12 protein-coding genes are annotated in these 13560 nt (G+C 30.9%); 9 read left to right on the forward strand and 3 right to left on the reverse strand.

Translation table 11 applies throughout. From position 1 onward, the window contains the following. Positions 1 to 318 precede the first annotated feature (318 nt). The 3 genes from Q0828_RS12895 (at position 319) to Q0828_RS12905 (ending at position 3298) form a co-directional block, all read left to right on the forward strand. A complete protein-coding gene (locus tag Q0828_RS12895) occupies positions 319 to 522 on the forward strand; it encodes a hypothetical protein (RefSeq protein ID WP_298421415.1) in 204 nt (67 codons plus the stop codon). A gap of 337 nt (positions 523 to 859) precedes the next feature. Continuing rightward, entirely contained in the window at positions 860 to 2605 is a 1746-nt protein-coding gene (locus Q0828_RS12900; protein ID WP_298421993.1) for a sensor histidine kinase, read from the forward strand. An 18-nt stretch (positions 2606 to 2623) separates the two neighbouring features. Beyond that, positions 2624 to 3298: a response regulator gene (locus Q0828_RS12905; RefSeq protein WP_298421418.1), complete on the forward strand. Its 675-nt coding sequence runs from the start codon at positions 2624 to 2626 to the stop codon at positions 3296 to 3298. 84 nt (positions 3299 to 3382) lie between these two features. Here the strand turns inward: Q0828_RS12905 and Q0828_RS12910 are convergent, their stop codons facing one another. Next, positions 3383 to 5590, reverse strand: a complete 2208-nt coding sequence (locus Q0828_RS12910) for an ATP-dependent DNA helicase RecQ (protein ID WP_298421422.1) — start codon at positions 5588 to 5590, stop codon at positions 3383 to 3385. A gap of 86 nt (positions 5591 to 5676) precedes the next feature. Here Q0828_RS12910 and Q0828_RS12915 point away from each other — a divergent pair, with 86 nt between their 5' ends. From Q0828_RS12915 to lptB, 4 genes are all read left to right on the forward strand, one after another. Then, positions 5677 to 6645, forward strand: a complete 969-nt coding sequence (locus Q0828_RS12915) for a KpsF/GutQ family sugar-phosphate isomerase (RefSeq protein WP_298421426.1) — start codon at positions 5677 to 5679, stop codon at positions 6643 to 6645. Positions 6646 to 6665: 20 nt separating this feature from the next. Next, positions 6666 to 7463 carry a twin-arginine translocase subunit TatC gene (gene tatC, locus Q0828_RS12920; protein WP_366523593.1) on the forward strand — a complete coding sequence of 266 codons (798 nt, stop codon included), beginning with the start codon at positions 6666 to 6668 and terminating at the stop codon, positions 7461 to 7463. Then, positions 7456 to 7806, forward strand: a complete 351-nt coding sequence (locus tag Q0828_RS12925) for a carboxymuconolactone decarboxylase family protein (protein WP_298421432.1) — start codon at positions 7456 to 7458, stop codon at positions 7804 to 7806. The genes tatC and Q0828_RS12925 overlap by 8 nt, the downstream gene beginning before the upstream one ends. Before the next feature lie 88 nt (positions 7807 to 7894). Next, complete coding sequence (lptB, locus tag Q0828_RS12930) at positions 7895 to 8635, forward strand: LPS export ABC transporter ATP-binding protein (RefSeq protein WP_298421435.1); 741 nt, start codon at positions 7895 to 7897, stop codon at positions 8633 to 8635. Positions 8636 to 8713: 78 nt separating this feature from the next. Here lptB and Q0828_RS12935 read toward each other — a convergent pair whose 3' ends face one another. Continuing rightward, positions 8714 to 10867 (reverse strand): right-handed parallel beta-helix repeat-containing protein, encoded by a 2154-nt coding sequence (locus tag Q0828_RS12935; protein ID WP_298421438.1) that lies wholly within the window; start codon positions 10865 to 10867, stop codon positions 8714 to 8716. A 260-nt stretch (positions 10868 to 11127) separates the two neighbouring features. On the opposite strand from Q0828_RS12935, the gene Q0828_RS12940 reads away from it, so the two are divergent. Next, positions 11128 to 11595, forward strand: coding sequence for a hypothetical protein (locus tag Q0828_RS12940; protein WP_298421441.1), 468 nt, complete (start codon positions 11128 to 11130; stop codon positions 11593 to 11595). 9 nt (positions 11596 to 11604) lie between these two features. On the opposite strand, the gene Q0828_RS12945 is transcribed toward Q0828_RS12940, so the two are convergent. Beyond that, positions 11605 to 12357 carry a CDP-alcohol phosphatidyltransferase family protein gene (locus Q0828_RS12945; RefSeq protein WP_298421444.1) on the reverse strand — a complete coding sequence of 251 codons (753 nt, stop codon included), beginning with the start codon at positions 12355 to 12357 and terminating at the stop codon, positions 11605 to 11607. A 143-nt stretch (positions 12358 to 12500) separates the two neighbouring features. Here Q0828_RS12945 and Q0828_RS12950 point away from each other — a divergent pair, with 143 nt between their 5' ends. Further along, entirely contained in the window at positions 12501 to 13559 is a 1059-nt protein-coding gene (locus Q0828_RS12950; protein ID WP_298421447.1) for a PorV/PorQ family protein, read from the forward strand. Position 13560 lies beyond the last annotated feature (1 nt).

Raw genomic sequence — 13560 nt, forward strand, 5'->3', positions numbered from 1 at the left:
TTAACTTGATTTCATAAATCAAGTTAAAAATCTTTTAATTTTCAATTACTGATTATCAGACAGTTAACTTGATTAAAATTAAAAAAAGGATTGAAATTGTGTTAAATTCTGATCAAAGATTCATCATCTTCAGCGTTTTATAAAAATCACAAAAGTAAAATAAGTTTTAAGTGAAGTTATGTAATAATATAGGAAGATTATTACGGTAATAACTTACAAATTTCTTAAAGCAGACTTTTTTAACTTGAAAGTAGGAAAAAATGATTTGTTAAATCAAATGAAGATAACTAGTAAATAACTTAATTAAAATTTTAAAAAATGAAAAAAGTATTCGGATTATTCGCCTTATTATTAGTAGTAAACTTAGGATTTATTGCATGTGAGCCAAACAGTACTTCTGATGCAGGAGATGATAACGTATTTGAAAATGTAACAGGAACTGGAGATGAAGATGATAATGAGTATGATGATAGTGGACTTAATACACCTACAGCAGCAGCTACTACGAGTGCTGGTAACTAAATAATATTTTATATATAATTAATTTTTAATAAAAACTATAGTAATGCTACTATAGTTTTTATTATTTTTATAGTGTATGTATTTAACAAAATTTTGCGGGAAAAATATTATATATATTTTGATTTTCATTTTTTGCTGTAACAAGAGTTATTCGCAAAAAACAGAATCTATTGACTCTATTCTTTCCAATCTCAAAGAAAATAAATACAGTCAAACTGTAAAAAATCAAAAACTCGATGAAGCACTAGAGCTTACCTATAAAGTTTCTAATGATACATTAAGGAATCAATATATTTTATCTCTATCTAATTTATATAGAAAAAACTCTAATTCCTTGATGTTTAGAAAAACTACATCACAATCTTTAATTTTATCTAAAAAATTAAACGATTCACTTTCCATAGCTAGGTCATACTGGAGATTGGGGAGTTTTCTTCAAACTATAAAAAGTGATAGCTCATATCATTATTATTATAAAGCACAAGAAATATATAGATTGAAATCTGAAGAACTTCTTATGGGGCAAATGCTTTTTAATATGGCACGAGTTCAAAAAAATGTTAAAGATTATATAGGAAGTGAAGTAACGACAATCAAAGCTATTGAAGTTTTTAATGCATTAAGTGATAATGACGGCTTATATAGATGCTACAATAACTTAGGAATTATTTTCAATAATTTAGAAGATCATGAACAAGCTATTGGTTATTATAATGACGCATTAAAAACTTTAAAGAAGATTCCTAAAAAGGAAATGTTAGAGGCATCTGTCTTAAATAACATAGGAATAGTGTATCGTGATAAGGAAAACCATCAAAAAGCTATTGATTATTATAATAGTGCCTTAGCTTTTGATAGTTTAGATTTGAAAAATCCTAAGTTATACGCTACCTTAACTGATAACATAGCCTATTCTAAATTTAAAATGAATGATTTTTCTGAGTTACCTGATTTATTTTATAAATCACTAAAAATCAGAGAAGATTTAAATATTTCTGCAGGAATCGTAATTAATAAGAAGCATTTATCTGAATATTATTTATCACAAAATGATACGTTAGAGAGTTTAAAATACTCTTTACAAGCAATGGAATTAGCAAAAGATATAAAATCAAATGATCATCTTCTCGATACATATAAATTGTTAGCAAAAATACAGCCTAGTAAAGATTTTATTTATCTTAACAAATATATCAGATTAAATGATAGTCTTATTAAACATGAGCGAGCAATAGGAAATAAATTTGCACGTATTCGTAATGAAACTGACGCAGTTAAAACTGAAAATAAAAAATTAAATATTAAAAATAACTGGATCCTAGCCATTTCATCTGCCATAATTTTCTTTAGTTTTCTGATTTATGTGATTACGCAACAGCGAACTCGTAATAAAGAGTTAGAAATGGAACAACAACAACAACGAGCAAATGAGGAGATTTATAATTTAATGATTGATCAACAAGATAAGATTGAAGAAGGACGAAAACGTGAAAAAGAACGAATATCATTAGAACTCCATGATGGAATTTTAGGAAGATTGTTCGGAACACGACTCAGTTTAGGAAGTTTGAATGCAAAAGACGATGCCAATTCTAAAAAAACACGCGAACAGTATATCAATGAGCTTCAGAGTATTGAGGAAGAAGTAAGAAATATATCGCATGAATTGGGGTTAGATAATTTCGATACTACAACAAGTTATAGTACAATGATTACAAATCTTTTGGAAGAACAATCAAAAATAACTAACTTTAAATACCAGATTGAGGATGATGATCGTATTGTTTGGACAGATATTCCAGGTCATATAAAGATCAATATTTATCGAATAATACAAGAGTCTGTTCAAAATATTAACAAATACGCGAAAGCGAAAAACGTAATACTAGATTTCAAAAAGAACAATAATCATATAATTCTAACCATTAAAGATGATGGGATTGGTTTTAACCAAGAGAAAAGAAGCAGTGGTATTGGATTAAAAAATATGAAATCGAGAGTAACTTTACTACACGGGCAATTTACCATAAACTCGGTTCCAGGTAAAGGAACATCTATTAGTGTTGACGTTCCAATGACGTAGCGAACTTAACCTATCCATATGAATAACAAAGATATTAAAGTACTTATTGTAGATGATCATCCAATGATTATTGAAGGCTATAAGAATGCCCTACTAGGAATTAATTCTGATGAAATGACCTTGCGAATAGACACATCCGATAGTTGTGATGGTGCCTATGCGAAAATTAAAAATGCTTCTACAGGAACCGCATATGATGTTGTGTTTTTAGATATTAAATTGCCTCCTTCTGCAGATGGAAAAATTATTTCAGGAGAAGATTTAGGTATTAAAGTGAAAGAATTATTACCAGATACTAAAGTCGTTATTTTGACGATGTTTAATAATAATTTTAGAATTCATAATATATTAAAGAATATAAATCCTGATGGTTTTTTAGTGAAAAGTGATGTTACTTCTGATGAATTGATGCGTGCTTTTCAAGTTGTATTGACTGACCCACCATACTACAGTCATACAGTAACAAAATTACTTCGAACTCGTATTATCAATGAAGTTGTGCTAGATGATATTGATAGAAATATACTTTTTCATCTCTCAAAAGGAATTAAAACGAAAAACTTAACAGAATATATTCCATTATCACTTGCTGCAATTGAAAAACGTAAACGACACTTGAAAGAAGTTTTTGATGTTGAAAAGAAAGGAGATGAATCTTTATTAGAACAAGCTAGAAATACAGGATTCTTATAATAGAAAAATACCCAAAATTATATTATATAAAAAAAAGCTGTTTGAGTAATTCAAACAGCTTTTTAGTTTTCTTGAATGTATATTTTAATTTGCTACATCACTTATAAATTTGATACGATACAAACGTAATTCTTCATCGTCATAATCGCCATCAAATTCTTCCATAGCCTCAGAAATCTTATCATTTTCAGATTCTAAAAAATATTCATGAATCTCTTCTTGTTGATCTTCATCTAATACTTCGTCAATCCAATAATTAATGTTTAATTTTGTGCCACTATATACAATCTGTTCCATTTCTTTAATGAAATCAGTCATTGAAAGGCCTTTTGCAGCAGCAATATCATCTAACGGAAGTTTTCTATCTACATTTTGAATGATATATAGTTTTAGAGCAGAATTAACTCCTGTACTTTTTACAACTAAATCATCTGGTCGAACGATATCGTTTTCATCTACATATTTCTTTATGAATTCTATAAAGTCTTTTCCGTATTTTTTAGCTTTCCCGTCACCTACTCCATGAATATTTTTCATTTCTTCTACAGAAATAGGGTATTTTAATGCCATATCTTCCAAAGATGGATCTTGAAAAACAACAAAAGGCGGAACTCCTAAACGTTTAGAAACTTTCTTTCGTAAATCTTTCAACATATTCATCAATTTCTGATCTGCAACAGCGCCACCACCTTTAGCAGCAGTAATAATACTATCATTACTTGCATCATCAAAACTATGATCCTCCGTCATCATAAATGATTTAGGGCTCTCCATAAATGCTAATCCAGCTTCTGTAAGTTTTATAACACCATAAGTTTCAATATCTTTACGAAGAAAGCCTGCAACTAAAATTTGCCGAATTAACGCCATCCAATATTTATCATCATGCGATTTTCCTAAACCAAAAAACGGTTGTAAGTGTGTTTTATGTGACTTTATTAAAGCATTTTCATGTCCAATCAATACATTTACCACATTACGTGATTTATATGTTTGCTTGGTATTCTGAATTGTTTTTAACAATTCAACAACTTGGTCTTGTGCTTCAACTTTCTTCTTAGGGTTACGAACATTGTCGTCCATATCAGCACCATCTCCATCATCTGGAAAGTCTTCACCAAAATAATGAAGTATAAATTTCCTTCTAGATATTGATGTTTCTGCATATCCAACGACTTCTTGTAACAATGCATGACCAATTTCTTGCTCTGCAACAGGTTTACCAGACATGAATTTTTCTAACTTTTCAATGTCTTTATATGCATAAAAAGCCAAACAATGTCCTTCTCCTCCATCTCTTCCTGCACGTCCAGTTTCTTGATAGTAACTTTCAATACTTTTTGGAATATCATGATGAATTACAAAACGAACATCTGGTTTGTCAATTCCCATACCAAATGCAATGGTAGCCACTACTACATCACATTCTTCCATCAAAAACATGTCTTGATGTCGCGCACGTTTTTTAGGGTCTAAACCAGCGTGATATGGAACTGCGTTAATTCCATTCACCTGTAAAACTTGTGCCAATTCTTCAACACGTTTGCGACTTAAACAGTATACAATTCCACTTTTTCCTTGGTTTTGTTTGATAAATCGGGTGATATCCGCATCTACATTTTTTCCTTTTGGGCGTACTTCATAATATAGATTGGGTCTATTAAATGAAGCTTTGAATGTTTTTGCATCTGTCATTCCTAAGTTTTTAAGAATATCTTCTTGTACCTTAGGAGTTGCTGTAGCTGTTAATCCAATGATAGGAATTTCTTCTCCTACATTTTCAATTTTTTTAATGATGTTTTTGAGATTTCTGTATTCAGGACGAAAATCATGTCCCCATTCAGAAATACAATGGGCTTCATCAACCGCCATAAACGAAATCTTTACAGTTCGTAAAAACTCTACATTTTCTTCTTTCGTTAATGACTCTGGCGCTACGTATAGTAATTTAGTAACACCATTAGTAATGTCTTCTTTAACTTGTTTTATCTCAGCTTTTGTAAGCGAAGAATTTAAAACATGGGCAATACCGTTCTCAGAGGAAATTCCTCGTAACGCATCCACTTGGTTCTTCATTAAGGCAATTAGGGGAGAAACAACAATAGCAGTACCTTCTTTCATTAATGCGGGCAATTGGTAACATAATGATTTACCACCACCTGTAGGCATTATAACAAAGGCATTCTCATTGTTGATAATGCTTTTAATAACTTCTTCCTGTAGTCCCTTGAATTGACCGAACCCGAAGTGCTTCTTTAGTTCCTTGTGTAAGTCAATTTCCAATAAACTCATTCTATCTTTTTACTATTTTACATACATTTGCAATACACTAAAGATACTATTTTCTTTAGTAACAGCAATTTTTAAACTTATTCATTTTGAAATATAAAGATAGTATTATTAGTGTTGCCAAGCAAACCATTGAAACAGAATGTGATGCAATAAAAAAATTAATCTCTTTAATTGACGACGAGTTTGCGGAAGCTGTCTCATACATTTACAATTCTAACGGTAGAGTTGTTGTTACGGGTATTGGGAAAAGTGCAAATATTGCCACAAAAATAGTGGCGACGTTAAATTCCACAGGAACTCCTGCAATTTTCATGCATGCTGCAGATGCAATTCATGGCGATTTAGGTATTGTCCAAAAAGACGATACTGTTATATGTATTTCTAAAAGTGGAAATACGCCAGAAATTAAAGTATTGGTTCCGTTAATTAAGAATAGTGATAATAAATTAATTGCAATTACATCTAACAGAGAATCATTTTTAGGTTCGCAAGCAGATTTTGTGTTACATGCATATGCAGAAAAAGAAGCCTGTCCTAACGGTTTAGCTCCAACTACAAGTACAACTGCTCAATTAGTACTTGGTGATGCATTAGCTGTATGTTTATTGGAATTACGTGGATTCTCAAGTAATGATTTTGCAAAGTATCATCCTGGAGGAGCTTTAGGAAAAAAGTTATACTTACGCGTAAATGATTTAGCATCTGTAAATCAAAAACCTCAAGTACATCCGGACAGTTCTGTAAAAGATGTTATTGTAGAAATTTCTAAAGGAATGTTAGGGGCAACTGCCGTTGTTAATGATGTTGAAGAAATTATTGGTGTAATTACAGATGGAGATATCCGACGAATGCTGTCTAACAATGATTTTATCGGAAACTTAAAAGCAAGTGATATAATGTCGTCTAATCCAAAACAAATTTCAACTGATGCCATGGCTGTAGAAGCTTTAGAAGTCATGGAAGAAAATGGAATTTCACAATTAATGGTAGAAGAGCAAGGAAAATACGCAGGAATCGTACATTTGCATGATTTAGTTAAAGAAGGAATATTATAATGGGGAAAAATAAAAATGAAATGTCATTCTTAGATCATTTAGAAGAACTAAGATGGCACCTTATCCGAAGTTTTACGGCTATTTTTATCATTGCATGCGTTGTATTTGTATACATTAAACCGATTTATGATCATTTATTAATTGTTCATTTAGATGGAAATTTTGTTACCTATCAATTTTTTTGCGAATCATTTCAGTTAATTGGTGTTGAAAGTGATTTTTGCTCATTAACATTTGACGATAAGTTAGTAAATATTGATGTTACAGGGCAATTTACAATGGCAATCTGGACAGCGCTAATTCTCGGGTTAATTTTTTCTTTTCCATATATTATATATGAATTATGGCGATTCATTGCACCAGGGTTGAGTCCTAAAGAACGAGGGAAATCAAGATGGTTTATTTTCTTAGCATCACTCCTATTTTTTATTGGATTATTGTTTAGTTATTATGTAATCATGCCAATGTCATCGTATTTTTTCTATAATTTTAAAATTACAGATCAAATCAAAAACACCATTATAGCACAGTCACATATAAGTTTATTAACAAACACATTATTAGGAGTTTCTCTTGTGTTTGAATTACCGTTAGTGATTTATTTCCTGTCAAAACTAGGGTTAATTACACCTGCGTTCTTACGTAAATATAGAAAACACGCATTAGTTGTCGTATTAATTCTAGCAGCAATTATAACGCCTCCAGATGTTGCAAGTCAGGTTGTAGTGGCAATTCCAATTATGATACTCTATCAAATAGGAATTGTAATATCAAAAAGAGTAGAAAAAAATTTAAAAAAGAAACTAAAAAATGGCTAATCAAGTAGAAGAATTTAATGCCTACAGAGCTAAAATGAATGATAAAATTTTAGCTGATAATAATAAAGTAATCAAACGAATTTTCAATTTAGACACAAATGCTTTTAAAGAAGGTGCTTTAGATGTAAAAACTAAAGAGTTATTAGGTTTAGTTGCATCAACTGTTTTGCGTTGTGATGATTGTGTAAAATATCATTTAGAATCTTGTCATAAAGAAGGTTTAAGCAAAGAGCAAGTTGTTGAAACCTTAAGTATTGCTACATTAATTGGCGGAACTATTGTTATTCCTCATTTACGTAGAGCTTATGAATATTGGGAAGCGCTAGAAGAACAAAGTGTTTAGACCACTTAGCTCAAAGTTAATTTCCTATTAAAAAGTATCAGCGTTATCTCTAAATTAGTATTTTTACACTGTTTAATGACCAAAATATATGATTTTAAAAGCCGATAGTATCATGAAGTCCTATAAAGGACGAAAAGTAGTAAAAGGAATTTCCCTTGAAGTAAATCAGGGTGAAATTGTTGGTTTACTAGGTCCAAATGGAGCTGGAAAAACAACTTCTTTCTATATGATTGTAGGATTGATAAAGCCTAATGGTGGAAAAATCTATTTGGACGATATGGAAATTACTAATTTTCCTATGTATAAACGTGCACAAAATGGTATTGGATATTTAGCCCAAGAAGCATCCGTGTTTCGTAAGTTAAGTATTGAAGAAAATATTTTGAGCGTATTACAATTAACCAAACTTTCTAAGAAAGAGCAAAACATGAAAATGGAGTCGCTTATTGAAGAATTTGGTTTAGGTCATATTCGTAAAAATCGTGGTGATTTATTATCTGGTGGAGAACGAAGACGTACTGAAATTGCGCGTGCTTTAGCGACAGATCCAAAATTTGTATTGTTAGATGAACCTTTTGCTGGTGTCGATCCGGTTGCAGTAGAAGACATTCAGCGAATCATTGCACATTTAAAAAATAAAAACATTGGAATCTTAATTACAGATCACAATGTACAGGAAACACTAGCTATTACCGACAGAACGTATTTAATGTTTGAAGGAAATATTTTAAAAGCTGGAAAACCAAGAGAACTAGCAGAAGATGAAATGGTCCGAAAAGTATATTTAGGACAGAATTTTGAATTACGAGAAAAGAAATTAGATTTCTAACTCAAATCGAAATTTAACTTATCAAAATAATATAAGAAAAGAGGCGAATATATCGCCTCTTTTGTGTTTTTATAAGCATTATAAAGCTTCCCATCGTAAGCAAACAACATCTTTGTCATCTACAACATCTTCATTTTGAGCACCAATAGTTAAACTCGTTACAGTGTATGTTGCATTTTCAGGTAAAGCTGGAATAAACTGAATTTCTCCAATTTCAACTCCATTAGCACCAATTGCTGGAGATATATTCACGTTCATCACTTTTGCCCAATGAATATTATACTTGTCTGTCATGATACCAATAACATCATCTGCCAATATTGTGGTAAAATCGTTATTTTCTATCAATTTATGTGCTTGACTATTTTGTGAATTTAATGTTTTAACTCTTATAGTATCTGATCCTGTGAAAGAGGTCGCTACGGATTTCATTCGAATATGATTCACTACTTGCCATTCGCTAATTGAAGCTGTGGAACTAACATTGAGATTATTACGCAACCTTGTTCCTAAAGGATAATCACCTTTTGTAGGAGTCGTAGCTCCTGTATACGTATTTAGCATTTGTGAGGCTTTCACATTGCTATAATCATTTCCCCAAAGCATTCCTGAAGTATGATTTGTTCCAACTTTTACATTGTGTGGTATGTCATTCCAAACATTTTTAACAATAACTCCATATCGTTGCGTTGGAGAACCAGTTTTATTATAAAACGTTTCAGGTCCAACAGGTGCAGTAGCTAAACCATTTACAAAAGATCTTTTTACTCCAGAGTTTGCATAGTTATAATTTCCTTCAACCAAAATACCAATACTGCTTTTTTCAACACGAATACCTCCATAAGGATTCCCTAAATAAGCACCATCTCTTGCTAATTCATTATCACTACATACATTTCCTGTAACATTGATATGAGTAGATTCAAAAATTGAAATTCCACATGAATTATTTCTATCTGCCGTATTATTTGCTACAGATCCAAAATGACAGCGTTCTATGGCAAACCCTAAATCCCCTGAGTTTCTTGATGTATTTCCATAACATTTTAAACGTAAAATATCTTTTAAGCTAAATAAATCACCAGATCCTCCATCATAGAAACCACGATCTGGTCCTATTGCAATGTTATCAGCAACAACTACATTTTGATGATGTACAGAGTCTTTAATAATATTTCCATTTGAATCTTCTTGTGGAGCACAAGTAATATTTATAGCACTAATTCCGATAGGTTTCGGTACAAGATTTGTATATTCATTTGACCAGATGACTCTTCCATCAGCATATCTCTGAATATTTAATGCTGGATTGTCTAGATAAGGTTCATCCGCACGTTGCACTCGTATATCATTTCCTTTTATCCATAAGCCATCTGTATATTGATCAGTTTCATTAACTCCTGAAATTCTAATTGGGTTATTTGTAAGAGATGGTTTAAATACGTTATTTTCTATATAAACATCGCTACTTAGGCCAGCCACTAAAATTCCTATTTCTCCATTAGAAAAAGTACATTTTTCTACTTTATATTGCGTAACGCCATTTGCACTTACTGAAGGAGCAGATATAGAGCTACTTGGCAAAACTATATCTTTGAAATCACAGTTAGTGATAGTAATACGTTCACTACTAAAAACAGCAATTCCTGCCTTTGTTTTATCATCTCCTTGAAAGCCAATGTTTTCTATATGAACATTTTCATCATTGGAAATTATCAAAATTGATGATGCAGGTTCTGTTTCTGAGAAATCTGCTTTTAAAGTACACTTTCCTCCAAAAGATTTTAAATTTACACCTGATGACATTGTTAATGCGTAATTTCTAACATTATCAGTTCCGTCTGAATTAAGATCAACATGGTTTTTTAATGAAATCACAGTATCTGAGGGTAACACAATTGTTCCTCCGTTTTCAGCTGCTACAGCTTCTATTAATCCTTGTAAATCTTGAGAATCATTTGTAACTCCATCAGCAACAAGTGTAAATGTTGTATAAATAGGTGTTGGACCAAGGTTTACTGTCCCTGAAGATATAGCTGTGCATACAGCTGTAGAATCGACTGTACAATCATCACTGTTGTCACAATCAATAGTACTACTAATAGTGCAATCAACATTCGTAGTAATGTCACAATTATAGATATCATCATTAGTATATCCTGTGATAATTTTATATGCATATCCAGTAATATTTCCACCTGAATCATACTGAACTTTGTATTCGTAAATCATAATTAATTTTTTCTTGATTAATAATTTATTGAGTTGTGTAGTTTTTCTAGAATGAACTACACTTAAAATAGAATGGCCAAAGACTATTTTCATTACTACAAATTTACGAAACAACAAACCTAAATAACCTTGTTTTACAGTTAGTTAACTGCAACTACAGAACATAACAATATGTGAAATTATTCTTAGGGAGATAATAGATTTTAGGTATACAGTTTGAATCATATTAACCAACATTAAACCATTAAAACTGAATTATTATGAAACTAAAAACTATTTGTATTCTTTTGGTATTTTTTCTAAGTGTGGGATTAGGATATGCGCAAAAAGTAAAGATTAAAAAAGGAATTGTATATTTTGATGAAGTTGCTATTTTGAAATCTGATTCAAGAAAAGATACACATTCTTTTTATGACTTAAATGGAAATGAAATTATATTTTTACGGTTTTCTATTGATTCTCACTATTCTGATATAGTGTATTTTAACATTAAGTTCTTAAACCAAAAGATTACCATAGAATCTTCTGATTATGATTACTTAGCATTAAGCTATAAACAATCTATAGTTAATATTATAAAGTGGTTTTTAAAAGAAAATGTGTTAACTACTTCTGGTAAAATCAATACAGAAAGATTAGCTGTTTTTCAATATAAATATCATGAAGATATTTCAAGTAAAACTGGAATTTATCAAAAAATAGATTGTGACTGCGATTGTAACAATTAAGAATTAGTTTTACGATTCTTTCGTGAATAATGAAATCAAAACATATAATAGAATAATTATAGGAACCGCTAAAAAGTGTAAAAAGATTAACAACAAAATACATGCGATTAAGAAGATGTATTTCGTCATGTTATTTTTAAAACTCCAATCTTTAAACTTTAAAGCAAATAAAGGAATATTTGCATTTAACAAATAACTGCAAAGTACTGTAAATCCTATTAAAAACCATTTATTTAAAATGATTGCATCAATTGTTTCACTTCCTTGGTACATTAAAATTAATGGCAAAGAAATGATTAATAATGTATTTGCAGGTGTTGGTAATCCTATAAAAGAAGAAGTTTGATTGTCATCAATATTAAATTTCGCTAAGCGGTACGCAGAAGCTAACGTAACTATCAAACCTACTAATGGCAACATATGCACTTCGTTCGTAAACCAATGAAGTGCATCAGACCATGAATGTCCATCATTTACTTTTTCATGAATATCCAATGATCTATTAAATAATTGATACATAAAAATCCCTGGTACAATACCGCTTGTTACCATATCTGCTAAGGAATCTAGTTGCAAACCTAATTCGCTTTGCACTTTTAAAATTCTGGCTGCAAAGCCATCAAAGAAATCAAAAAATATTCCTAAAAACACAAAAAATGCGGCAATTTCCAATTGGTTTTTCACAGCAAATATAACAGCTAAACAACCGCTAAATAGATTTAAAAGTGTGATAAAGTTTGGAATGTGTTTTTTGATATTCATGTATGTGATTTTTTGTAAAAATAAATAAACTTTACAAACTCAATCAAAAAGATTGAAAAATGTTAAGGCGATAGTTACAATATCTACGTTTTTTTTGAGTTTATTAGGTTAGAAAATCGCATATTTGTATAAAAATTATTCTCTTGAAAAAGTTATTACTCGGTCTCCTACTTATAAGTACTTATTTTGCTAACAGCCAAACTGTAGTGAAATACTCAAATGAATTCATGAATATTGGTGTTGATGCAGCTGCTTTTGGTATGGGAAACGCTGTTGTTGCCAACATTGATAATGTAAATGCAGGATATTGGAATCCCGCAGGATTGGTTGAATTAGAAGATAAGCAACTTGCCTTAATGCACTCTAGTTATTTTGCAAATATTGCATTATATGATTATGCTGCTTTTGCAATGCCTATTGACGAACAAAGTGCTTGGGGAATTTCTTTAATTCGATTTGGAGTTGATGATATCTTAAATACAACCCAATTAATAGACAGTCAAGGAAATATTGATTTTAATAGAATTAGCCTCTTCTCTACCGCAGATTACGGAATTACATTTTCATATGCGCGTAAGTTGCCTGTACAAGGTTTTAATTACGGAATTAACGCAAAAGTGATTCGTAGAATTATTGGAGATTTTGCATCTTCTTGGGGATTTGGATTTGATGTTGGATTACAGTTTCAAAAGAATGATTGGAAATTTGGATTGATGGCGCGCGATATTACGACAACCTTCAATACATGGAGTATTGATGAAGATTTGTTTAATAATGTAAGTGATCAAATTCCAGAACAAGATTTACCAGAAACAACAGAAATTACAATTCCAAAACTACAATTAGGAGTTGCACGTTCTTTTCGATTTAATTATGACTATACCTTAACTGCCGAAGTTGATTTAAATATGCGTTTTACAGAAACAAATGATTTAATTTCTACATCGTTTGCAAGTATTACACCTGCTGTCGGTTTGCAATTTGCATATACTGACTTAGTATTTTTAAGAGCTGGAGTTGGAAATTTTCAAAACGAAAATAATTTTGGTTCAGAATCATTGACATTTCAACCAAATTTAGGAATTGGATTTAAATACAAAGGAATTCAAGTTGATTATGCGTTGACGGATATTGGCGATCAAAGTGCCGCTGTATATTCTAACGTATTCTCTCTTAAAATTGATTGGAGTTTATTTAGATAGT

The sequence above is a fragment of the uncultured Kordia sp. genome (genome assembly GCF_947496985.1).
Lineage (GTDB): Bacteria > Bacteroidota > Bacteroidia > Flavobacteriales > Flavobacteriaceae > Kordia.